This window comes from Aquimarina sp. U1-2 (assembly GCF_017897595.1).
GTDB lineage: Bacteria > Bacteroidota > Bacteroidia > Flavobacteriales > Flavobacteriaceae > Aquimarina.
Window position 1 is genome coordinate 139,001 of record NZ_JAGKIK010000009.1, and the last position, 25,109, is coordinate 164,109.

20 protein-coding genes are annotated in these 25,109 nt (G+C 33.6%); 7 read left to right on the forward strand and 13 right to left on the reverse strand.

Annotation, left to right across the window (positions count from 1 at the left end; genetic code table 11):
* Positions 1-13: 13 nt before the first annotated feature.
* The 10 genes from purL to J8281_RS12860 form a co-directional block, all read right to left on the reverse strand.
* Entirely contained in the window at positions 14-3,688 is a 3,675-nt protein-coding gene (gene purL / locus J8281_RS12815) for a phosphoribosylformylglycinamidine synthase (RefSeq protein ID WP_210198032.1), read from the reverse strand.
* A 393-nt stretch (positions 3,689-4,081) separates the two neighbouring features.
* Positions 4,082-5,293, reverse strand: coding sequence for an RsmB/NOP family class I SAM-dependent RNA methyltransferase (locus J8281_RS12820; RefSeq protein WP_210198033.1), 1,212 nt, complete (start codon positions 5,291-5,293; stop codon positions 4,082-4,084).
* A 133-nt stretch (positions 5,294-5,426) separates the two neighbouring features.
* Positions 5,427-5,891 carry a hypothetical protein gene (locus tag J8281_RS12825; RefSeq protein ID WP_210198034.1) on the reverse strand — a complete coding sequence of 155 codons (465 nt, stop codon included), beginning with the start codon at positions 5,889-5,891 and terminating at the stop codon, positions 5,427-5,429.
* Between the two features lie 153 nt (positions 5,892-6,044).
* Positions 6,045-6,572 carry a hypothetical protein gene (locus J8281_RS12830; protein ID WP_210198035.1) on the reverse strand — a complete coding sequence of 176 codons (528 nt, stop codon included), beginning with the start codon at positions 6,570-6,572 and terminating at the stop codon, positions 6,045-6,047.
* A gap of 30 nt (positions 6,573-6,602) precedes the next feature.
* Positions 6,603-7,157, reverse strand: coding sequence for an RNA polymerase sigma factor (locus J8281_RS12835; RefSeq protein WP_246849111.1), 555 nt, complete (start codon positions 7,155-7,157; stop codon positions 6,603-6,605).
* Positions 7,158-9,079: 1,922 nt separating this feature from the next.
* Positions 9,080-10,906: an ABC transporter ATP-binding protein gene (locus J8281_RS12840; protein WP_210198036.1), complete on the reverse strand. Its 1,827-nt coding sequence runs from the start codon at positions 10,904-10,906 to the stop codon at positions 9,080-9,082.
* Between the two features lie 28 nt (positions 10,907-10,934).
* Positions 10,935-12,665, reverse strand: coding sequence for a phospho-sugar mutase (locus J8281_RS12845; RefSeq protein WP_210198037.1), 1,731 nt, complete (start codon positions 12,663-12,665; stop codon positions 10,935-10,937).
* 139 nt (positions 12,666-12,804) lie between these two features.
* Positions 12,805-13,752, reverse strand: coding sequence for a glycosyltransferase family 2 protein (locus J8281_RS12850; RefSeq protein ID WP_210198038.1), 948 nt, complete (start codon positions 13,750-13,752; stop codon positions 12,805-12,807).
* Between the two features lie 16 nt (positions 13,753-13,768).
* Positions 13,769-14,284 carry a DUF4199 domain-containing protein gene (locus tag J8281_RS12855; RefSeq protein WP_210198039.1) on the reverse strand — a complete coding sequence of 172 codons (516 nt, stop codon included), beginning with the start codon at positions 14,282-14,284 and terminating at the stop codon, positions 13,769-13,771.
* A gap of 244 nt (positions 14,285-14,528) precedes the next feature.
* Positions 14,529-15,035 (reverse strand): DUF4199 domain-containing protein, encoded by a 507-nt coding sequence (locus J8281_RS12860; protein ID WP_210198040.1) that lies wholly within the window; start codon positions 15,033-15,035, stop codon positions 14,529-14,531.
* A 325-nt stretch (positions 15,036-15,360) separates the two neighbouring features.
* On the opposite strand from J8281_RS12860, the gene J8281_RS12865 reads away from it, so the two are divergent.
* The 3 genes from J8281_RS12865 to J8281_RS12875 all read left to right on the forward strand — a co-directional run bounded on the left by J8281_RS12865 (position 15,361) and on the right by J8281_RS12875 (position 17,688).
* Positions 15,361-15,822: a hypothetical protein gene (locus J8281_RS12865; protein ID WP_210198041.1), complete on the forward strand. Its 462-nt coding sequence runs from the start codon at positions 15,361-15,363 to the stop codon at positions 15,820-15,822.
* A gap of 118 nt (positions 15,823-15,940) precedes the next feature.
* Positions 15,941-16,192, forward strand: coding sequence for a type B 50S ribosomal protein L31 (locus tag J8281_RS12870; protein WP_210198042.1), 252 nt, complete (start codon positions 15,941-15,943; stop codon positions 16,190-16,192).
* Between the two features lie 323 nt (positions 16,193-16,515).
* Positions 16,516-17,688: a GlmU family protein gene (locus J8281_RS12875; protein WP_210198043.1), complete on the forward strand. Its 1,173-nt coding sequence runs from the start codon at positions 16,516-16,518 to the stop codon at positions 17,686-17,688.
* 68 nt (positions 17,689-17,756) lie between these two features.
* Here J8281_RS12875 and J8281_RS12880 read toward each other — a convergent pair whose 3' ends face one another.
* Positions 17,757-18,854, reverse strand: a complete 1,098-nt coding sequence (locus J8281_RS12880) for a hypothetical protein (protein WP_210198044.1) — start codon at positions 18,852-18,854, stop codon at positions 17,757-17,759.
* Positions 18,855-18,975: 121 nt separating this feature from the next.
* Positions 18,976-20,589: an ABC transporter substrate-binding protein gene (locus J8281_RS12885; RefSeq protein WP_371812613.1), complete on the reverse strand. Its 1,614-nt coding sequence runs from the start codon at positions 20,587-20,589 to the stop codon at positions 18,976-18,978.
* Between the two features lie 195 nt (positions 20,590-20,784).
* Between J8281_RS12885 and mtaB the strand changes: the two genes are divergently transcribed.
* Complete coding sequence (mtaB, locus tag J8281_RS12890) at positions 20,785-22,116, forward strand: tRNA (N(6)-L-threonylcarbamoyladenosine(37)-C(2))-methylthiotransferase MtaB (protein ID WP_210198045.1); 1,332 nt, start codon at positions 20,785-20,787, stop codon at positions 22,114-22,116.
* A 308-nt stretch (positions 22,117-22,424) separates the two neighbouring features.
* Here the strand turns inward: mtaB and J8281_RS12895 are convergent, their stop codons facing one another.
* Positions 22,425-22,736 carry an N-acetyltransferase gene (locus J8281_RS12895; RefSeq protein WP_210198046.1) on the reverse strand — a complete coding sequence of 104 codons (312 nt, stop codon included), beginning with the start codon at positions 22,734-22,736 and terminating at the stop codon, positions 22,425-22,427.
* A gap of 275 nt (positions 22,737-23,011) precedes the next feature.
* Here J8281_RS12895 and J8281_RS12900 point away from each other — a divergent pair, with 275 nt between their 5' ends.
* The 3 genes from J8281_RS12900 (at position 23,012) to J8281_RS12910 (ending at position 25,092) form a co-directional block, all read left to right on the forward strand.
* The gene (locus tag J8281_RS12900) at positions 23,012-23,683 is read left to right on the forward strand and encodes an alpha/beta hydrolase (protein WP_210198047.1); all 672 of its coding nucleotides are present in this window, start codon (positions 23,012-23,014) and stop codon (positions 23,681-23,683) included.
* A gap of 62 nt (positions 23,684-23,745) precedes the next feature.
* Positions 23,746-24,693 carry a lytic transglycosylase domain-containing protein gene (locus J8281_RS12905; RefSeq protein ID WP_210198048.1) on the forward strand — a complete coding sequence of 316 codons (948 nt, stop codon included), beginning with the start codon at positions 23,746-23,748 and terminating at the stop codon, positions 24,691-24,693.
* 30 nt (positions 24,694-24,723) lie between these two features.
* Positions 24,724-25,092: a sulfite exporter TauE/SafE family protein gene (locus tag J8281_RS12910; RefSeq protein WP_210198049.1), complete on the forward strand. Its 369-nt coding sequence runs from the start codon at positions 24,724-24,726 to the stop codon at positions 25,090-25,092.
* Positions 25,093-25,109: the final 17 nt, after the last annotated feature.

Sequence of the window (25,109 nt, forward strand, 5' to 3'; positions counted from 1 at the left end):
TAATCAGACTGTTTTAAATAGTCTGATTATCTTCTATCCACTTTCTTGCATTCACAAATGCTTCGATCCAAGGAGATACCTCGTCATGTCTCCCTTTTGGATAATGTGCCCAATTCCATTGAAAAATTGACCGTTCGATATGAGGCATCATTACCAAATGACGACCTGTGGCATCACTCATCATTGCCGTATTATAATCAGATCCATTTGGATTTGCGGGATATGTATCGTAACCATATTTTGCTACAATATGATATTGATCTTCATCTAACGGAAGATTAAACTTACCTTCACCATGTGAAATCCATACCCCTAAAGTACTTCCTGCTAGAGAAGAAAGCATCACAGAATGATTTTTTTGAATTTTTACAGAAGTAAAACCACTTTCATGTTTATGAGAGTCATTATACGTCATTTTACCGTGATCTTTATGTTCTGGATGGATTAGTTCTAGCTCCATAAACAATTGGCAACCATTACAAATACCAACAGAAAGTGTGTCTTCTCGTTCAAAAAATTTCTTAAGTGCTGTATTTGCTTTGTCATTATATAAAAAGGCTCCGGCCCACCCTTTGGCAGATCCCAGAACATCACTATTTGAAAAACCACCTACGGCACCAATAAATTGGATGTCTTCTAAAGTTTCTCTGCCAGAGATTAGGTCAGTCATATGTACATCCTTAACATCAAAACCGGCCAGGTACATAGCATTAGCCATTTCACGTTCAGAGTTGCTTCCTTTTTCTCGAATAATAGCTGCTTTAGGCCTTGGTCGGGTAGTATCAATAAGTGGTTTTCTTCCCATAAAATGAATAGGAAATTTAAACTGCAAGGGCTGTTTAGCAAAATTTTTATAGCGATCTTTTGCTAAATCATTTGAAGTTTGCTTTTGATCCAATAAAAATGATGTTTTGAACCAGGTATTTCTGAGTTCTTCGATATCCAGATGGAACGAATCGCTGCCGTTCTCTAGGGTTACTTGGTTGTTTTCGGTAACTTTTCCAATAGTATAATATTCAATGTTATTTTCAGCAAGAATTGTATCAACATTAGCATTAAGCGCACTCTGAAATACAATTCCGCCATTTTCTGAAAATAATAATTTTATAGAGTCTGACTCATCTATTGGAGTTAGATCTATTGCCGCGCCTAGATCTACATCTGCAAAACATAACTCTAATAATGTAGTTATCAACCCCCCTGATGCAACATCGTGACCTGCGACTATTTGATCATTTTTAATCAAATCCTGCATTACGTTAAAAACAGTTTTAAATTGACCTGCACTTTGAATACTTGGAGCCTCTGATCCTATGCTATTCATTACTTGAGCAAAAGAAGAGCCGCCCAATTTGTGTTGATCGCCAGATACATTAATATAATAAATAGGACCTGCATTTTTTTGAAATACGGGTTCTATCACTTTAGTAATATCATCACAATGAGCAGCCGCCGAAATAATTACCGTTCCCGGAGCAATAACTTCATCATTAGGATATTTTTGTTTCATTGAAAGAGAATCTTTTCCTGTGGGAACATTAATTCCTAAATCAATAGTAAAGTCTGATACTGCTTGTACTGCCTTGTATAGTCTAGCATCTTCTCCTTTATTTTTACATGGCCACATCCAATTCGCAGATAATGACACAGATTTTAATCCTTCCTTTAGAGGAGCCCAGATGATGTTGGTTAGTGCTTCTGCAATAGAATTTTTACTTCCTGCAATAGGGTCGATTAAACCCGAAATAGGGGAGTGGCCTATACTGGTGGCTATACCTTGGTTGCTTTTAAAGTCCAAAGCCATGACTCCGCAATTATTTAGCGGTAATTGTAAAGGTCCCGTACATTGTTGCTTAGCTACGCGTCCACCTACACAACGATCAACTTTATTAGTTAACCAGTCTTTGCAGGCTACTGCTTCAAGTTGTAGGACATTCGTTATATATTTTTGAAAATCATCGACGGTATACTCTAGCTCGTTATAATCGTATGTTATTGTCTGATCGATCATAATGGTTTGTGGAGAGCTGCCAAACATGTCTGTTAAAGCAAGATCCATAGGCTTATCACCATTAGTTTTAGACTCGAATGTAAAGCGATGATCTCCTGTAACTTCTCCAACCTTGTATAAAGGAGAACGTTCGCGCATAGCAATACGTTCTAAAGTGCTCACATCCTTTTGACCTATAACCAGTCCCATACGCTCCTGGGATTCGTTACCGATAATTTCTTTTGCCGATAATGTAGGATCACCTACCGGTAATTGATCCAGGTCAATTTTTCCACCAGTTTCTTCTACCAGTTCAGAGAGACAGTTTAAGTGTCCGCCAGCTCCATGATCATGAATTGAAACGATCGTATTTTTATCGCTTTCTATCATTCCTCGTATTGCGTTAGCAGCTCGTTTTTGCATTTCGGGATTTGATCGCTGGATAGCATTTAATTCTATGCCACTGCTAAATTCTCCGGTGTCGGCAGATGATACCGCGGCACCACCCATTCCGATACGGTAATTTTCACCTCCTAAAATGATAATGTTGTCACCAGTCTCAGGAGTATCTTTTAAAGCTTGATTCGCTTTACCGTAACCAATACCTCCTGCTTGCATGATCACTTTGTCAAACCCTAATTTTCTAGCATTCTCCTCATGTTCAAAAGTAAGTACAGAACCTGCAATTAGCGGTTGGCCAAATTTATTCCCAAAATCAGAAGCTCCATTAGAGGCTTTTATTAAAATATCCATGGGGGTTTGGTATAGCCAATCTCTTTCGGTCATGGCTTGCTCCCAAGTACGATTTTCTTCTAGTCTCGAATATGAAGTCATGTATACTGCAGTCCCGGCAAGCGGTAAAGAACCTTTTCCACCGGCTAAACGATCTCTTATCTCACCTCCAGAACCCGTGGCTGCACCATTAAAAGGTTCGACCGTTGTAGGAAAATTATGTGTTTCTGCTTTTAGAGATAGTACACTATCAAACTCGATTTCATTATAAAAATCGGGTTTATCTGCCGTTTTCGGAGCAAATTGTGTGGTTTTCGGACCTTTTATAAAAGCAACATTATCTTTATAAGCAGAAACAATATCATTGGGATTTGCTTCTGATGTCTTCTTGATTAATTTGAATAAAGAACTAGGTTGTTCTTCTCCATCAATAATGAAGGTGCCATTAAATATTTTATGCCGGCAGTGTTCTGAATTGACTTGGGAAAAACCAAAAACTTCAGAATCTGTAAGTTTTCTTCCTATGTTTTCACTTACGTTTTCAAGATAAGCTATTTCTTCATCACTTAGCGCCAGACCTTCACTTTTATTATACGAAGCAATATCGTCAATAGCGATAATGGGTTCGGGTTCAATATTAATGGTATATATATCTTGATGTAAACCGTTGTACTTCTGAAAAAGCATAGCATCGAAGTCTGTAAAATCTTTGGATACTGCCTTAAACTCTTCAATCCTTATTATATCAGGAATATCCATATTTTGGGTTATTTCTACAGCATTGGTACTCCATGGTGTAATCATAGCAGCTCTGGGGCCAACAAAAAAAGCGTCTATAGACGCCGTAGATAATTTTGGTTGGTTGCCAAAAAGCCAGATGAGTTTTTTTTCATTGGCTGTAGTTATATTTTTACTAGTTTGAACCGCATAAACAGTACCAAGTTGGTTTCCGAAGAAATGAATCATGTGATGAGCAAATTGTCTATTGTTAAATACGTTGCAAATTTACTATTTTAAACGTAAAGAATGCTATAAAATCATCATTCGATGCCCAATACCTATTCCACTTTAAAATTACGCATCAAAAATTGCTCTTTTCCGTTTATACTTCGACATAAAAAGCAACCATAGCTACGGCTATGATTGAGTTTTCTTTTTTGTCTGAACAAAAAATAACTACTTTTTATTTGAGCAATTTTAAAGTAGAACTGATATAAATTATTCAACATATTTTAACCACGTTGATATATTAGAATATCGTTATGAGGTTTGAAAATACGGACAACAAAGCATTGCTTTGGGTGAGATGTAGCGTTGGAAGTGTTTTCTAATGCATAAAACGGGTTTACACCATATGTACTATTGTTTTTTTTCTAGCAGCGACAGGTAAAAACCGTCAAATCCAGATTGATGGGATACTATTTTTTGATCTTTAATAAATTTGAAATCAGCACCTGCATCTTTCGAAAGAAACTTGGCTACCTGATCTTGATTTTCTGAAGGTAATATGGAACAAGTAGCATACACTAATTTGCCACCGGGTTTAACAATTTTTGAATACTGTTCTAAAATATCGCTTTGTGTTTGTTTAATTTCTTCTATAAACTCAGGATTAAGCTTCCATTTTGCATCTGGGTTGCGTCGTAAAACACCTAAACCACTGCAAGGAGCATCAATTAAAACACGATCTGCTTTATGATGTAGTTTTTTTATGTCTTTTGTACTTTCAATAGTTCTGGGTTCGATATTATGCGCACCAGCTCTTCGAGCTCTTCTTTTTAATTCTTTTAATTTATTAGCATAAATATCCATAGCAATGATTTGACCTTTGTTTTGCATCAAAGCTGCCATATGTAGAGTTTTGCCACCAGCACCGGCGCAGGTATCAACAACTCGTTGTCCCGGTTGCACGTCTAAAAAAGCTGCGACCAGTTGTGAAGAAGCGTCTTGCACCTCAAAATAACCTTTCTTAAACGCTTCAGTAGTAAAAACATTGGTTCTTTCTACGAGTTGCAACGCATCAGGATAGCCTTTGATAAACGTCGTATCTATATCCTCATCTTCTAGAGCACTTCGTAATTGATCTCTTGATATTTTTAATGTATTAGCGCGTAATACTACTGGAGCTTGTTTGTTTAAGGCTTGTATTTCTTTGTCCCAGAGTCCTTTTAATTCAGTTTTTCCCATTTCATCTAGCCAATCTGGTATAGATTCTCTAAATTTCCTAATCTTACTTAGTTCATCAAAACGACCTTTTATTCGTCTCGTAGGAGTAGGAGCAATTTGTTTCCAATCAGGTAGCGAAATTCCTCTTAATGTTGCCCATACCGCAAATATTCTCCACAATTTCTCTCTAGAATATGGTGCTTTTACTTCTGCAATTTCGGCGTATAATCGTTTCCAACGTACTATTTCATATAACGTTTCAGCAACAAAACTTCGATCTCGAGATCCCCATCGTTTGTCCCGTTTTAGTAATTTTTGTACTACTTTATCGGCATATTCATTTTCATTAAAAATTGAATGTAAACCATCAATAACGGCAAAAACAAGATTTCTATGTAAGCGCATGATATTTTTTTAGGTTTGCAAAGGTAGATCTTTGTGGCAAAATACGCTTATTTTATACGTAATTATTGTTGTCGAGATACGTTTTCAATTTAAATCAGGTCAGTAGTAAATTGAATATATGTTCAATACTAGGCTAATTGTCTTTTGCGTATCCTTTTTTGTTGCGAAAGTGCTTTATGCGATCTAATAGTTTTCTATTAAAATCGTTTTCCGCTTTAATTAATCTCACAACTTTTTGATTAGATAAAACACCTTGTAAATTTTGAATTAGCGAGGTTCTGGTTGTTGATTTTTGAGTCACCAGTTCTGTATATATTTCTAAGTGTTTTTTTGCATTTTGTTCACTAAGTTCGAGTGATTGATCTTGAGTATCTCTAAAGGATTTTATAAGATTACGTTCTTGTTTTTTTAACTTACGCATATTGTTCTCGTATACATTATAAATTGGCCAGAACTGCTCTGCCTCTTGACTGCTTAACTCTAATTGTTCTGTGATATATGCAATTTTTAATGCTTTGATCTTTTCTCCTTTAGAATTTTGGCCAAAAGCACTAAACGATAATAAAATTATACTAATAATAAATACGATCTTGTTCATCTGTTTTCTTCTTATTTTAATTATCAAATAGGATACGCTATCGAATATCTTTGATAAATAGTTGCTAAATAGTAAGGCCGCTCCTTGAAGTAGCGTAGCCAATTCTGTATTATTAAATTTGAGAACTGCATATTCAATGTCTGTAATGGTTATTTAGTTACTATATATAATAGTGTCAATCACATCGTTATCAGAGATGTAATCTAACAGTTCTTCTTTAGTAAGGGTGCTTTCTTCAAATACGTAGGTATCATTGATTTCTTCAAGACTAAAAATTATATCCTCTTTTGATAACATACTATTTTCTAAAATGTAGTTCTGAATAGTGGCCAAATCCATGGTTTCAATTCTTTTTAGTGGATCTTTATTAGAGCGAAAAACTGAAATTGAAATAAGAATCACTAATATGGCGGCTATCCCAATTATAGGCGTAACGTTTTTACTAAAAAATAAAGGAACAACCTGAGCATTCCTTTTAGATTTAGTAGTGCTATTCGTTATTTTGATTTCAAAAGTATTAAAATAGTCATTTGGAACAGTAAAGCCTGTGTTTTTTATAATATCTATGGATTGATCCAGATGGGTGTCCAAACTTTTTGAAACTCGTTTGTCAAAAGAATCAAAGTATCCTTTGGGTGTTGTAAACCCAGAGTTTTTCTTATATGTATTGTTTTTTTTCACTATGATTACAATCTTTACACAACAAAAAGTTTACTTGTGTTTTATAAATTCTTCAATTTTTTTTGTAGCCAAATGATACGAAGCTTTTAAAGCTCCTTCGCTAGTTTCTAGAATCTCAGACATCTCTTTATATTTTAATTCCTGAAAATATCTCATATTAAATACCTGTTGTTGCTTTGTAGGCAACGTAGCGATGGCCATTTGCAACTTCAACTGAATTTCGTCACCTTCAAAAAATACATCTGCTTCAAGATTTTCAACAATTCGTAAACTCAATTCTGAATCAGAAATATTATACTTTCTAGCTTTTTTATTCAAAAAAGTAATAGATTCATTAGTAGCAATACGATATAGCCAGGAATACAGTTTACTTTCTCCTTTAAATTTTTTAATATTTCGATATACCTTAATAAATACGTTTTGTAATACATCATCTGTGTCTTTATGATTTTTTACCATATTCCTAACATGCCAGTATAAGGGTCGCTTATACAATGATACTAATTTACTAAATGCGGCATTGACATCTTTATCAGATTGTAAAGAGGCAAGTAACCGTTTTTCTTCATCGTGATGTATACTCAAATGATTTTTATTTAGTAGTACTTTAGTAAATAGTTACAATATGAACTTATCTTGACTTTTTCGCTTTACTCAAAATATTCAGCATCAGTTCTTCATATTAAGAATAAGACTAAAATAATTAATAAAGGTTTAATCAACAGAACTTTTGAGTTTCAATCTGGCAAAGAGTATAGATCTAAAACTATTAGAATTTAGACAAATGACAAAAGTTTTTCTGTTTCTTTGAGTTTGGTAGTTTTGTTTCTGATAGATAGAGTATCCATGCTTAATAAAATTAGCTTACACATTTGAAAGTATAAGATTACATCAATTTGTAAGAATTTGTAAGTTTAAATGTTAAATTTAGTGATGAAATACGAATATAATAAGATAAAGTGTATTTTTGTTTGGTAGAATAAAAAAACTGTGTATCTTTACATCATAATAAAGAATAATTGTTTTCATTCTCCCCAAGGTGAAAATTTTTAATAAAAGTGAGTTTTAATTTTAGAGTAAGCCCCTAAATTAAGATGATTTGTGTGAAGAGAAAAGAGTGCGTTGAGCACTCTTTTTTTGTTTACTCATTTTGTATGGATTTTAATCAGATTTTCAAAATGTAGGAAAAATACTATTTTTTGAGTGTAAAAACTAAGTTTAGTATGATTAAAAGCATAATTTTATTGACAAAATACATTTTTTATTTGCTAGATTGAAAAAAGATTGTATCTTTACATCGTAATAAAGAATAATTATTTTCATTCTCCCCAAGATGAAAATTTTCAATAAGAGTGAGTTTTAATTTTAGAGTAAGCCCCTAAATTAAGATGATTTGTGTGAAGAGAAAAGAGTGCGTTGAGCACTCTTTTTTTTATTTAAGTATTTAATGAAATTTTTATTAAAACTCCAGAATGTAGGAAAAATACTATTTTTTTAATACAGAAATGAAGTTTAGTATGATTAAAAGTGTATTTTTTTTGACAAAATACACTTTTTATTTGGTAGAATAAAAAAAGATTGTATCTTTACATCGTAATAAAGAATAATTATTTTCATTCTCCCCAAGATGAAAATTCTTAATAAAAGTGAGTTTTAATTTTAGAGTAAGCCCCTAAATTAAGATGATTTGTGTGAAGAGAAAAGAGTGCGTTGAGCACTCTTTTTTTGTTTACTCATTTTGTATGGATTTTAATCAGATTTTCAAAATGTAGGAAAAATACTATTTTTTGAGTGTAAAAACTAAGTTTAGTATGATTAAAAGCATAATTTTATTGACAAAATACATTTTTTATTTGCTAGATTGAAAAAAGATTGTATCTTTACATCGTAATAAAGAATAATTATTTTCATTCTCCCCAAGATGAAAATTTTCAATAAGAGTGAGTTTTAATTTTAGAGTAAGCCCCTAAATTAAGATGATTTGTGTGAAGAAAAAGAGTGCATCTTGCGCTCTTTTTTGTTTTACGGTTAAATTATATGCATTACCCCCGTCGTATATATTAACCCAAGTTTGACTGTTGATCTATAGATTTTTACCAGCTCTATTCTGTTTTAATCGTTACATGCTGGGTCGAAAGGTAATTTTTAGGTTTATTAAATAGGTCTCGACAGAGCCTGTCCTGAGCTCTGACGAAGGGATCAACCAGACAGGCGAAAGTAAATGAATACTATTTAACAAAATAATGATCGAACACAGGTTATTAGAAAATCATTACGCCTTTCAACTGCTTCAAAAATGCTTTCTTCGCTATGTTTTTTACTATAACCGCTGCCCATCGACTACGCTAAGGGTAAACCGCTAGGTTAAGGGTATAATCGGAGGTTATAGTGAATTTTACTGTATGTTCGATGTTCACTAAAAGGCTCTGTTTTTATTGAAGTGATTTGATTTTTCAAGAATATCTACGTTCTGCAATACTAACACTTGGTTGTTGTTTACACTCGTATTATTGGTCGAATGATTGTAAGGTAACCAATTTTTGATAGGCGCCATTTCGTGCCATTAATTCGTCGTGACGTCCTTTCTCTACAATTTGTCCTTTTTGCATAACGACAATTACATCTGAATTTTGTATGGTGGATAATCGATGTGCTATGACGATACTGGTACGATTCTTCATCATATTTTCTAAGGCCGATTGTACCAATCGCTCGCTTTCTGTATCTAGTGCTGAAGTTGCTTCGTCTAAAATCATTATAGGCGGATTTTTCAAAACTGCTCTGGCAATCGATAAACGCTGTTTTTGTCCGCCACTCAATTTGTTACCGCTATCGCCTATATTAGTTTCTATACCGTTGGGTAAATCTTTTACAAATTCCCAGGCGTTGGCCACTTTTAAGGCCTCGATAATCTCTTCGTCACTGGCATTTTCATTACCGATCAACAAATTATTTTTAATGCTATCGTTAAAAAGAATAGAATCCTGAGTGACTAGCCCCATTAAACCACGTAATGATGTTTTGGTTACATCTCGAATGTCAATATCATCGATTTTAATACTTCCTTGATTAACATCATAAAATCGTGTTACTAAATTGGCAATTGTAGATTTACCACTTCCTGATTGTCCTACCAAAGCTACAGTACTCCCTTTGGGAACGGTTATTGAAAAGTTATTGAGAACGTATTCATCTTCATATTTAAATGAAACGTTTTCTAGAGTAATTTGAGAATTAAAATCTTTTTTTGCTTCTGCATTTGGTCTATCCTGCAAAGGGGAGGTAGTGTTTAAAATTTCAAGTACTCGTTCTGCAGCTGCATTTCCTCTTTTTACTCCATAACTGGCTTTAGAAATTGCTTTGGCCGGAGTAAGAATGTTGTATGCTAGTCCCATGTAAACAATAAAAAGTCCTGGGTCTAAGGATTTTTCAACAAGAACCATTTGTCCACCATACCATAGTAGAATGGCTATTACTGTGATTCCTAAAAACTCGCTAGTAGGAGAAGCTAAATTTTGTCTATTCAGCAATGTGTTTGAGTAGGTGTAAAAACGAGATGTAGAGTTATTAAATTTACGATTAAAAATCTTTTCAGCATTAAAGCCTTTAATTACTTTAAGTCCACCTAAAGTTTCTTCAACAACAGATAAGAAAAAACCTTGTTCTTTTTGCACTTTATCTGAATGTTTCTTTAATTTCTTACCTACTAATGAAATTAAAAACCCTGAAACAGGTATAAATATAAAAACGAATATTGTTAATTTAACGCTAATAAGTACCATAGCGCAAATAGTAAATAAAATCATCAAAGGCTCTCTTACAATAAGTTCTAGTATTGACAGAAAAGAATGTTGTATTTCAAGAACATCTGTAGAAATCCTGGCAATCGTGTCTCCCTTACGTTTTTCAGAAAAAAAGGATAGCGGTAAATCTATGGTTTTTTTATATAATTCATTACGAATATCTTTTAATACACCATTTCTAAGAAAGGTAATAAAGTACATGGCCAAATAGCTGAAGATATTCTTTAAAAAAAACATACCAATTACTAATGCGACCATAAAAATAAGCACATCATCATTTCCTTGAGCTGCTTTTTGGGTCACATAATAATTCAAATATGCCTCGCTATATTCTCGCACTTCTAGTAATCCGTTCCATTTTGGTGCTATCTTTACTTTTTCTGTTTGGCCAAATAATACATTTAGCATTGGGAATAGAGAAACCATGGCTAATGTGCCAAATAACGCGTAAAAAATATTGGAAGTTATGTTTAAAATAGCATAAATCCTATAAGGCTTTGCAAAGCGAAGAATTTGTTTGAAATAATTCATTAAGTATGTAGATCAGCGATATCGCTGTTTAAGTTAATTTTAGATCTTTCATTATGGCTTCAATTTTATCATCTAACTGCTGCTGTACTTCTTCAAATTGAGTTATAGATGGTAGGGGTTTATGCACACTTATATAAAATTTAATTTTTGGCTCGGTGCCGCTGGGTCTGGCAGCAATTTTACTTCCGTTTTCGGTATAAAATATTAAAACATTGGATTTGGGAATGTGTATGGTATGTTCAGAATAATCCTGAAGGTTCTTCGCAGTACTGGTTTGATAATCTTCTATACGTACTACTTTTTCATCGTTGATATATTTTGGAGGATTATTTCTTGAGTCTACCATGATTTGTTTGATCTCTGCGGCTCCGTCGATTCCTTTTTTGACTAATGAAATCAAATTTTCTCTATAAAAACCGTGATTTACATATAAATCTAATAGTGTTTGATAGAATGAGCTGCCATTTTCTTTTGTAAAAGCCACAATTTCGCAGGCGAGTAGGGTAGACGTAACCGCATCTTTATCTCTTACAAAATCACCAACCATATATCCAAAACTCTCTTCTCCGCCACCAATAAAATGTTTTTCGGGATGGTCTTTAATTAATTTTGCTATCCATTTAAATCCGGTAAGTACTTCTTTGTATTCGACCCCATAGGCTTGAGATAGGTTTTTTAACATTGGGGTTGATACAATGGTTGAGGCAACAAACTCATTCCCTTTCAAGCCTTTGACGTTTTTATAATGTTCTAATAAAAACCAGGTCATGACAATCATAGTTTGATTGCCATTTAGTAATTGTAAATCTCCATGGTTATTGCGAACCGCGATCCCCAATCGATCACAATCTGGATCTGTACCAATAACAATGTCGGCGTTTACCTTTTTAGCAAGATTCATTGCCATGGTTAGTGCTTCTGGCTCTTCTGGGTTTGGTGATTTTACCGTTGGAAAATTTCCGTTAGGCTCTGCTTGTTCTTGTACAATATGCACGTTGTTGTAGCCTGCTTTTTTAAGTGTTTCTGGTATGGCAGTGATCGATGTCCCGTGTAGCGGGGTAAAAACAATGGTGGTGTTATTTTTTGCTTTTTGGCTTGCTGCAAAACTTCCATAGGCTGCGCTTTGATTTATAAAAGGAGTATCGATAACCTTATCGATAGTTTGAATTAAAGCAGAGTTGGCTTTAAATTTTATGCCTGCGTAGTGTACCTTATTTATTTCTTCGATTATTTCTTTATCCTGCGGCGGAACCAGTTGTCCACCGTCCTGCCAGTAGACTTTATATCCATTATACTCTGGGGGATTATGACTTGCAGTTAACACGATGCCGCAATGACATCCTAATTCTTTTACCGCAAAAGACAACTCTGGTGTAGGGCGTAGTTCTGAAAATAGGAATACTTCAATTCCGTTAGCCGAAAAAACATTGGCTACCACCTGTGCCAGCGTATCGCTATTGTTTCTACAGTCGTAGGCAATTACGGCTTTAGGTTGCTCTTCGGGGAACTGAGATAGCAAATAATTACTTAATCCCTGGGTGCTTTTGCCTAAAGTGTATTTGTTAATTCGATTCGTGCCTACGCCCATCACACCGCGCATGCCTCCTGTACCAAACTCTAAATCTCTATAAAAACTTTCTTTAAGTTGGCCAGGATTATTTTGCTGTAATTCTTGAATCTCGCTTCTTGTATCTTGATCAAAAGTGGGAGTTAGCCATTCTTTAACTCTTCTATCAATTTCAGCATTTGTAATTTGCATGTGTGTGTTTTTGGTTTTTAATTACAAAAATACTATTTACCACGAATAATAAATACAGGTTTAGAATTAAAAAAGTTGAAATCAGTTCATTCAAAAGCTTATACACTAGCCAAGAGTATCATTTTGTATGAAAGAATGTTTATAAATTTACTTTTTCAGAAATATTGTAACGTTCTTTATTTCTTTTGCTTGTTAATATAATTTCTCCTAAAAATCCGGCAAGAAAGAATTGAGTCCCTAAAATCATTGCAGTAAGGGCAACATAAAATTCAGGACGTTGTGCAATCAATCTTCCTTCTATTTCTAGAAAAAGTTTATCAACTCCTAGGTAAACAGCAAAACAAAAACCAACCAGAAATAAAAGGGTGCCAATTAAGCCAAAAAAATGCATAGGTCTTTTGCCAAATCTCGACATGAACCATATGGTTACCAGATCCAGAAAACCGTTAATAAAACGGCTCATCCCGAACTTCGTTTTTCCATATTTTCTAGCTTGATGAAGTACAACTTTTTCACCGATTTTAGTAAATCCTGCATTTTTTGACAGTACAGGAATATATCGATGCATTTCACCATGAACATCAATATTTTTTACAACGATATTTTTGTAAGCTTTAAGTCCGCAATTAAAATCGTGTAACTTTACTCCAGATGTTTTTCTTGCAGCTGCATTAAATAATTTGGAAGGAAGGTTTTTGGCAATTACTGAATCATATCGTTTTTTCTTCCAGCCAGAGATTAAATCATACCCTTCTTGAGTGATCATGTTATACATTTCAGGGATTTCTTCGGGGCTATCCTGCAGATCGGCATCCATGGTAATTACCACATTGCCTTTGGCTTCTTTAAATCCGGCGTGCAAGGCTTGAGACTTGCCAAAATTTTTTAAAAAACGAATTCCCTTAACGTTTTTGTTTTTTGACGACAGGTGTGTAATTGTTTTCCATGAATCGTCTGTACTTCCATCATCAATAAAAATAATTTCATACGAAAAAGAATTGGATTGCATAACTTTTGCAATCCAACTGTACAACTCATTAAGTGATTCCTGCTCATTGAGCAACGGTATGACCACAGATATATTCATAGAGTATTTAAAAGTCTTATTTTTTTTGCATTACTAACCCGGCACAAAGCGAAATTATGAGTCCAAGAAACAGATTCCAAATTAGTGCAAAAGCACCAATCATGTATGGAGAAGAAAATTTTTTCGCCATTTCGAGGCTTTGATTAAGCTGTTCTTCAGACATATCAGGATAATTTTCGATCATTTGCCTGCGTTGTACTTCTGTTATTTGATTCATGATCTCGGGATCAATGACCGTCATTAGTAAAATGGTCCAGATTACTCCAATAATACCACCTACAAGAGCGATACCCACACCAGTTTTCAATGCTTCTGAAAGTGTAAGAAATCCGTTATTGGTAGTCTTGAATGCTTTAATCCCAAAGATAATTACACCTGCTATAATTGCTACGCCAACAATATTATTTATCCAATTTTGTTTGGCATAGCCATCGGTTATATAAATAACAACTCCTAAAATTACTGAAAGTATACCAAGGATTATTCCGTAATTAATAGTGATTTTTTTGGTAGAAGTTGCATCATTTTCCATGTGTGAATGATATTAGATATGTATACTATAATTATTATCTTAATAGTGTTCAAAGATAGTAAAATGTTACAAGTTCGAATTAAAATTAATTAAAATGACATCTAGACGTTTTGAACTAACTTCTCTGTGATTTTCTTAAATTAGGTAAAGTAGATCACTTTTGTCTGCTCGTCCTGAGGTCTGCAGGTTGCAACTAATTATAAAGAGTCAAAACGAGTTCAATAATAGGCCTTTATTAAAAAAACTAAAACGGATTTCGATTTTTTTGCATGATAGCACCTCCTAGTAATGAAATGATTGTACCTAATATTATATTTCCGATGAAAATACCAATAGATATGTTTAAGAGAAACTTATTTTCTTTATTTAAATTGCTTAGTTGATCTGTAGTTTCTTTTATTGTAGATGGTTTAGAAACATTAATTAGTGAATGGATAGCTTCGGGTGCTATTAACTTCAATAATATAATATCCCAAAGTACTTTAATTATAGTGCCAACCAAAATAATACTAATTCCTATTTTTAAAGCTTCCCATAATTTTAGAAATTTTTCGTTGTCCTGTTTATATTTATAAATACCGTAGGTAACGATAAATACTTGCATGACTAATTCGAATAGCGCAAGTCCTCGGTTTGAAGTAGTCATATAGTTTACTTGATAACGCACAAAACCATAAACAACCCAAATAGCGCCAAGAATTATTCCAAATTTCACGATATATTTTTTGGTAGAAATTGTAGTTTCTTTCATACAAAAAAAGGTGTTAGGTTGACAAAAACCATTGGTTTGTAAATAAAATAAAGTTGTTAAATACTGAAAAAAATAGCGTTTAATCGGCGTAATTTACATTTTTATCGTACATTTACCAAATAATTTACGGTTTTTACGTAATCAAAATAAGGTTACAATTTTTGTGAAATACTGCGTTATAAAGTGAGGACTTTAATAAATTAATGGTTCGAATTTTTAGGTATTAAAGTTTGAAAAGTATTGTAAAAGCATAAATTAGAATTTTATAAAACGAGCACCCCCCAATTTTAAAATTGAATACGAATTATTAACAAATTTAGAGGTTATGAAAAAATTGTCATTTTTAGCGCTTGTCATTTCTTTGCTAGTGTTAACTTCTTGTACGCAAGATGAAGATAACCAAGAGATTTTTAAAGAAAGTAAAGAATCTTTGGTTGAGCAAATGATTATTGAATTTACAAAAAGTGCTGTTAAAACCGGTAGATTACAAGAATTTAGAAATTCTATATCTCAAAAGTCAGTTACTGATAACTTGAGTGAGTCAGAACAGAGAGCTTTAATTATTGATTTTATGGAAGATCAGACTCCGGCTTTTCTAGATTTATATCATCAACTGAAAGCTATGAAAGTTACTGCTAAAGAATTTTATAGCATTGCTCATCAATTTGAAGATTTAAGATTGAATATTCTCAATAATGTAGGTAAAAGTAGTAAATGGAATGGTTGTGGAGTGAATTCTGAGCTGCTAGATGCTATATACGATTGGATTTGGGGCTGTGATGAGTAATTCGAAATAAAAAGTTTTCGATCTTAATACATCTAGTACCTTTAGAAATTTCAGTATTATTTTTTTATTTGGTGAATAAATTATAAATTTGCACCTCGAAAATAAAAAAGACAAAAAAATGAGAAAAGATATCCATCCAGAAAATTATAGATTAGTAGCCTTTAAGGATATGTCTAATGACGAGGTTTTCTTAACCAAATCTACAGCTAATACTAAGGAAACTTTAGAAGTAGACGGTGTGGAATATCCATTAGTGAAATTAGAAATTTCAAGAGCCTCTCATCCGTTCTATACAGGAAAATCAAAATTGATCGATACTGCAGGACGTATTGATAAATTCAAAAACAAATATGCTAAATTCAAAAAGTAATTTAGTTGTATAAAATAAGCCATGAAGCCTTTTCTATTTGAAAAGGCTTTTTTTATTCGTAATCTTCGATTTACGAACATCGTATACCGTAATACCAGCGCTACTTTAAAATTACCTATCAAAACCTGCCTACCCGGCGTATGACAGGCAGGATTGCCCTTTTCCGTTTTAACAAAAAGTGATTGCTTTTTATTTGAGCAATTTTAAAGTAAAACTGGTATAAAAAATAAAATTCAAAATAAAATAGCTAAACAGCAACATTTTTCATATCAACGTTTTTATTTTTGTACAGATTCGAACAACTAACTTTTTGAGATCAACGCATGAATTATATACTTTTTGATGGAGCGTCGCGCGATGCCTTATTGCCATTTACATATACTCGCCCTGTTGCAGAAATTCGAATAGGTATTTTTACTATTCGTGAAAAATGGGAGAAATATCTGGGATCTACTACTTCTACCGTTACTGAAGCATATCTAAGTGAAAAATTCCCAATGGTAGAATTATCAGATAATATTATGATTAACAGTGCTTTTCTTCCTTCAGAAGATTTGGTAACTGCCATAAAAAACCTTCAAGTCAACCAAGCAATTTTTGATCAGGATGAGCCCATTGCTTTTTATGTAAAAGAAAATGAGTCTGTTGATTTTGATACCTATGAGATTTTTCAGAATAAACAAGAAGTATTGACAGTCAAGAACACCTGGGATATATTTTCGAAAAATGAAGAGGCAATTAACCAAGATTTTGCGTTATTGACCCAAGGGAGAAAGAGTCAAGCCATCCCTGAAAGTAATACTATAATCGCTCCAGAAAATATATTTATAGAAGAAGGAGCTCAACTTGAATGCGCAACGCTTAATGCAAGCAACGGACCTATTTATATTGGGAAAAACACAGAAGTTATGGAGGGTAGTCTAATAAGAGGGCCATTTGCGCTTTGCGATCATGCCACCATAAAAATGGGTGCTAAAATCTATGGTGGGACTACTGTAGGACCGCACTCTAAAGTAGGTGGAGAGGTGACAAATTCTGTAATACTTGGATATTCGAACAAGGGGCATGATGGATACTTGGGTAATTCAGTATTGGGCGAGTGGTGTAATCTGGGGGCGGATACCAATACCTCGAACCTTAAAAATAATTATGCTCCGGTACGTTTATGGAGCTACGAAACCGAAGGTTTTGCCAAAACAGGATTGCAATTTTGCGGATTGATAATGGGTGATCACTCAAAATGTGGGATTAATACCATGTTTAATACCGGAACTGTAGTAGGTGTTAATGCTAATATTTTTGGTGGCGGTTTTCCGCGTAATTTTATCCCCAGTTATAGCTGGGGTGGTAGTGCAGGTTTTTCTACCTACTTAACTAAAAAAGCTTTTGAGGTCGCCAAGGTGGTTATGGCGCGTAGAAATATGGAATTTACAGAAGAAGAAGAAAAAATCTTGGAACATGTCTATGGAGTGACTAAAAAATGGAGAAAAAGTTAGAATAAATATCGTTTAAAAAAAATAAATGCCGGCATTAAACCGGCATTTATTATTAAAGTTATGATATACTATCTTGTAAAGAAATACTGATAAGTTTCGTTAATACCGTCTTCATTATAACTTTCTGTTAGTGTAAACTCAGATCCTGTTAAAGTTATTCCACCATCAAATACAAGCTCACCTTCTAAGCTTGAGTTTTCAGATACTTCTCCGTTGCCGTCTACTTCTCTGTATTCAAATTCAACCAAAGTAAGTCTTTTTTCTTCTTCATCATATGCCCATCTTCCTTTTGACGTATAGGTTTCTTCTTGTCTTGGCCCAAATACCGGAGAACAAGCTTCAGCTGTTGCTTGATTATCAATACTTACATTAGAATCTTTTGAAATATATTCGTAAGTTCCATCTTCACTAAAAGTGATAGCAAAAGATTCAATAATGTAACAATAATCTCTATCGATAGTAAGTGATTCTTGATTGGAACATGAGATTGTATACTCATAATCATCACAAGATTCTTCTCCAATAGGAATAGTTATGCCATCTTCAACTTCTTTAACAAAATTCCATGTTCCAGCAAAATTATTGTTTCCACCCCAAGCTTCTACTTCTACACAGACTTCTATTGGATCACTTATATTACCAGCATCGTCATATATACAAATAAAGTAACAGAATTTACCAGGACTTACTTTTTCGTCAAATGCAAAATCGATAAATATATTTCTGTCATCCATCTTTGCTTGTTTTCCAAAAAGTCTATTTTTTGTATTTTTTTGTTTGGCATTTCTGGCACGAAGTGCTTGAACACCAGTATCAAAGTAGCCTGGAGCGATAGTGCCATCTTCAGATGCAATCTGGATATAGGCACCTCTATAATTAGAAGGAGCGTCGAAGTTTAATTCAAATCCAGTTTGTAAAAAAGCAGACTGTTCTGCTACGGGCAATGTAAAAGAAATGTTTCCTGTTGGTGCCGGAGCATCACCATCAATTTTTGCAAGTCCATTAATGGTTATATTTTCAGAAACAGTTGTAGCGTCTAATGCCGTTTCTTCAACGGGATTAGGGTCGATCTGTGTAAGATCTCCAGATGAAGAATCATCGTCGCTACTACAGGAAATTACTCCTAGCAGAAAGGCTGAAAGCAAAAATAAATTAAGTTTTTTCATAAGATTTGGGTTAATTGAAAATGTTAAAATTTAATTAATGAGCAGCGAATATATAAAAAAATAATCGACAAAAGGTAAATAAAACAGGTGTATCTGTCTTTATTCGGCTGATTTCTATTTATTAGAGTGCTTTTTCTTTCCAAACTCTTTTCAAAATCAAGAAATTTTGAGGATTATTTGTAAGTCCGTGAACGTTTTTTTGAGTGAATCGAACTACTTCATCATAATACAAGGGAACAATAGGGGCATGAGCTACGATGATAGAATCCATTCGCGTATAATGTTGTTCTCTCATTTTATCATCAGAGATTAAAAAACTTTCCTCATATAGGCGATCAAAGGTATCGTTTTTAAAATGTGTATAATTAGGACCGTTGGGGGTGTGATTATTACTGTAAAAAGGGGACAGAAAATTTTCGGCATCTGGATAGTCTGCAATCCAACTTGCTCTAAACACTTCGAGTTCACCACTCCATTTCTTATGTCTAATGGTAGATGGAGGCATCACATCTACTATAATGGTAAGTCCTATTTTTTCTAATTCTCGTTGTATAAATTCACAAATACTTTGATAATTTGAATCGGTAGCAATCCTTATAGATGGGGTTGAGTTTCCAGTTTTTTGAATGTATTGTTTAATAAATGCCGTCGCTTTTTTAGTATTGAATTCATAACCGGGGATATTGGCAAACCCAGGAATTCCTTTAGGGATAAATCCATGAATGGCAGGGGTGCCGATCCCGTTTTTTAAGTAAGTAATCATTTTTTTTCTGTCAAAGCCATGATTTACAGCTTTTCTAAGTAAGTGGGATTGTATTTCCTCTTTTTCTGAATCCAAATAAAAGCCTAGATATTCAGAGTTAAGATAAGGACCTTTGTTAATAGTAATATCACCTTTATATTTGGCTCGAAGTTTACCGGTAGGCGTAAGAAGCTCATCTTTATAGGATGCATCTAAACTGTTGAGAAGATCCAAATTTCCCTGAGCAAACTGTAAAAACTCACTTTGTTTATCTGGTAGAAATGTAATAGCCACTGCTTCAAGATAGGGGAGTTGTTTTCCGTTTTCATCCTTTTCAAAATAGAGTTCATTTTTTCTAAACACCAGCTTTACATTTTCTTCCCAAAGCTTGAATTTGAAAGGACCTGTACCTATAGGGTTGGATCTAAATTGATTGCCATAGTGCGCTACCACTTCTTTAGGAACTACAGAACAATAGCGCATGCTCAATAATCCTAAAAATGCTGGAAATGGTTTTTTAAGTTTAATTTTAAAAACAGTATCGTTGAGGGCAGTATATTTTTCTACATTTTTGAGCACCCAATTACCGGGTGAAGCTACCTTGGGATCAATCAAACGATTGAAACTATACTCAAAATCTTTGGCTATGACATGACGAGTACTGTCTTTTGAATGAAACCTAAAGTGTTTATGAAATTTGACATCATTTCGCAAAACAAAGGTGTAGTGTAAACCGTCTTCAGAAATCTTCCAGCGTTTAGCAATATCTGGTTGTATATGAAGCGAATCGTCTAGTTGTACAAGTCCATTAAACAATTGATTAGTAGCCCATATATTAGGGACATCTCTTGCAAATGCAGGATCCAAAGAACTAATATTTTCAAACTGGTTGTAACGAAATACTTCGTGATCTCTGTGATTTTTATCTGATCTTCCGCAGGAAACAAATAAAAAAAGGTAGTAAACTATTGTTAGATAACGAATTATGATCACAGAATGTTTGATGTTCAATTTTAGTAAATGGATTATTGTTGGTATATTTGCATATTCAATTTTGAGTATGTCCTGAGCTTATTTCGGGACTTTTTTTGTTTTGTAAATTACAGATTATCTTATGAATCACAATAAAGAATTTTTAAAATAATCTGAGGTTAAATTTAAAAGGATACTGAAACAAATTCAGTAAAGATGAGAAAAAAAGTTGCTTTTTATACATTGGGATGCAAATTAAATTTTTCTGAAACATCAACCATAGCAAGAAGTTTTGTTAACGAAGGTTTTGATAGGGTTGATTTTTCTGAAAATGCCGATATTTATGTGATCAATACCTGTTCTGTCACAGAGAACGCAGATAAAAGATTTAAAAGTATTGTAAAACAAGCACAAAAGACGAATCCCGATGCTTTTGTTGCGGCGGTAGGCTGTTATGCTCAATTAAAACCCCAGGAGCTAGCAGAGGTAGGCGGGGTAGATCTAGTCTTGGGGGCTACAGAAAAATTTAAGATTACAGATTACATTAATGACCTCTCTAAAAACGATTTTGGCGAGGTTCATTCTTGCGAAATAGAGGAGGCAGATTTTTATGTTGGGAGTTATTCTATAGGCGACCGCACCCGAGCGTTTTTAAAAGTACAAGATGGCTGTGATTACAAATGTACCTATTGTACTATACCCTTGGCTAGAGGGATTTCTAGAAGCGATACGTTGAGTAATGTATTACAAAATGCGAAAGAAATTTCTGAAAAAGGAATCAAAGAAATAGTGCTCACCGGAGTAAATATCGGGGATTATGGCAAAGGTGAATTTGGTAATAAAAAGCATGAGCATACTTTTTTTGAATTGGTGCAGGCTCTCGATCAAGTAAAAGGCATAGACCGATTGCGAATTTCATCGATAGAACCTAATTTGCTAAAAAATGAAACCATAGATTTTGTAGCTAATTCTAGAACATTTGTGCCTCATTTTCATATCCCACTACAGTCTGGTAATGATGAAATACTTAAGTTAATGCGACGCAGGTATCTTAGTGAGTTGTATATCAATAGGATTAATAAAATTAAAGAAGTAATGCCGCATGCTTGTATAGGGGTTGATGTAATTGTAGGGTTTCCTGGTGAAACCGATGATCATTTTTTAGATACGTATAACTTTTTGTCTACTCTCGATATTTCTTATTTACATGTGTTTACCTATTCAGAAAGAGACAATACTGTAGCAGCAAAATTAGATGGAGTTGTACCAGTCGATATTCGTAAAAAGAGAAGTAAAATGTTACGCGGCTTATCGGTTAAAAAGCGAAGAGCATTTTATGAAAGCCAGTTGGGAACAGAGAGAACTGTACTATTTGAATCTGAAAATAAAGAAGGATATATTCATGGATTTACTGAAAACTACGTAAAAGTAAAAATGCCATGGAATCCCAGTTATGTAAACACTTTGCACAACGTAAAGCTTCAAGATATTGATACCGATGGCATCGTAAGATTCGACTTTATTTCACAGATGATCGAAAAGTTTTAGTAGAGAACTCATCTTGACTTTTTATAATTAGTTGCAAAATGATCTTTTTTACCTACTTTTTATCATTTTTGAGTTTCATAGCTAAGGCTATGCAACAAAAAAATGCTTTCAATTAAGCAAAAAAACTTTTGCAATCGCGCCATCTGGCCCCTTCCTATCGGTCGGTCCTACTTTAATCAAAAAAGTCAAGATGAGTTCATAGCATCCATTTCAATGTATGTCTTTTCAAAAAAATAAAGGCAATATAAGTACATAAAAAAAATCTGCGGTAACGCAGATTTTATGTAATTTATGATATTGTTATAGTACTATATATTAATGCCTACAGGTAATAAATCTTTGTACTTTCTTCTATTTTTTCGCATAAATTTAGCAATTATTGGGCTAGTAGGAACCAATCTTATATTGCGATCTTGTATCACGTTAAATACTGCAATAATAAAATCTTCCTGATATCCCTTTTCAATATGCTCTTCACTCATAACAAGTTTAGTAAGAAAAATCTTTCTTTCTTGTTGAGCATACTCGATTTTTGCTTTTTGACCTTCAATTGTAGTTTCGAATTGTCTTAGAAATTCATTGTCAATAATTTCTAATGCAACATCACTCGTGTTCTCCATATTTTTATTAAATTATGAGATATTTATTCTATATGTGGGTAGATTCTAGATGATGAATATCCTTTAATGCTATCCTAAAAACTGAAAAGGATCTTACAATCAAAAACTACCTTATTATTTATTCTTGGTGGCTAACTAAGATTTGTTCGCCGAAAATTCCCTTTTTAAAAAATTTAACTAAGTATTTTTTTCTTAAGAAAACGAATACTCTAAATTTGATAGGCAAAGATACAAAAAATAGTATCTTAAATGCATAAACCACTGTTAAAATACCTATGAAGCAGGAAGTTAGCCATGTTTATTTTGTACCGGGACTAGCGGCTGACGTTTCTATATTCGAAAATATTAAACTACCGCAAGATCAATTCAAGATATATACCATACCCTGGAAAATACCAAAAAGAACAGAATCAATGACAGCATTCGCTAAAAGAATGTGTGCTGAAATTAAACATGACAATGTTGTATTGGTGGGAGTTTCTTTTGGCGGAATTATGGTTCAGGAAATGAGTAAATTTTTGAAAGTTAAAAAACTGATAATTGTATCTAGTGTAAAAAGCAAACATGAATTTCCTAAAAGAATAAAAATAGCCAGAAAGTCAGGGGTTTATAAAATTTTGCCTACCTCATTAGTAAGTAAAATCGATAATTGGGAAACACTGGCTTTTGGAAATTTTGCTAAGAAAAGAGCAATGATGTATCAAAAATATCTTGCTGTAAATGATAAAACGTATCTTGACTGGTCAATAGAAAAACTAGTATGTTGGGATCAAGAAGATGCGATGCCAAATATTGTTCATATCCATGGCGAAAATGATATTGTTTTTCCAATTTCGAATATTGAGAACTGTATAACTGTGCCTAACGGTACACATATTATGATTGTGAATAGAGCGCGATGGTTTAATAAACATTTACCTGAAATAATTAACGATAACTTGCATTAGTCTAACTTTTTACATTATATTGTAGTATAAAATCGAGTCCCCAACAAAACCTGCTTCGAATTATGAAAATGATCAAAAAGATTTTAGTTTTTTTAGGAATACTATTTACGTTTAGCATTTTAGTAAATGCTACTCAAAACGAGCCAGAAAAATCAAAAGCACAAGAACTTTTAGAAAGTAAACTGATTAATGATTATAATGTTTACGCCATCCCAATGCCTGATAATCTTAATTTCGCAGGAGAGCTTGTGCCTATAACCAATCCCGATATTAGAGAAAGAATGGATAGGGAATTACTCGTTAATACCTATTGGCAGTCTAATGGATTGCTCCTTTTCAAAAGAGCAAATAAGTATTTTCCTATTATAGAGCCTATTTTAAAAGAACAGGGTGTCCCCGACGATTTTAAATACCTAGCTGTCATCGAAAGCAGTCTAACGCAAGCGGTTTCTCCGGCAAGAGCCACAGGATTTTGGCAAATATTAAAAGGAACTGCAAAAGAATATGGTTTAGAAGTTAATCAAAATGTAGACGAACGCTATCATATTGAAAAGTCAACACAGGTTGCTTGCAAATATCTTAAAAAGGCTAAAGAAAAATTTGGTTCCTGGACACTAGCTGCTGCTGCTTATAATGCGGGGCGTGCCGGTATTTTAAGACAGATGGAAAGACAAGATGCATCTTCATACTACGATCTTTTATTGGGTGAAGAAACGGGTCGCTATGTTTTTAGAATAGTCGCGGTTAAAGAAATTTTGAGTAACGCTCAAAAATATGGTTTTAATTTTAAAGAAGAAGATTTATACAAGCATATTCCTACATTTAATGTTTTGGTAGACGAGCCCATCGCTGATTTTACAGCATTTGCAAAGCAATATAATATAAATTATAAAATTTTGAAGCTTCACAATCCTTGGTTAAGAGAGACTAATTTGAACAATGTTGCTGGCAAAGAATACTTAATAAAAATTCCGAGAGAAGGCTATTATAAAACCGGAATAGGGCAGTAAATGAGTCCTATGGATCGTTTTTGATTATTTATGAATGTATCTGTATTTGTTTCTTTAATTTTGATAGGTGCGTTAGCCGGTTTTTTTAGTGGAACTTTGGGTATTGGCGGCAGTGTTATCATGATCCCTCTAATGTTACTATGGTTAAATTTTACGCAACACCAGGCTCAGGGAACAAGTTTAGCTGTGTTAGCAGTACCCGTTACATTTTTCGCAGCCTATAATTATTATCAAGAAGGACACGTAAATTGGAAATATGCTGTAATTATTGCTGTCACATTTATAATTGGAGGATATTTGGGGAGTAAATTAGCAATTTCTATACATCAAGGGGTCCTTAAAAAAATCTTTGGTGGAGTTCTTTTAATTGTAGCTATCAAAATGATCTTAGGAAAATGAAAGCCAAATGGGGTAAG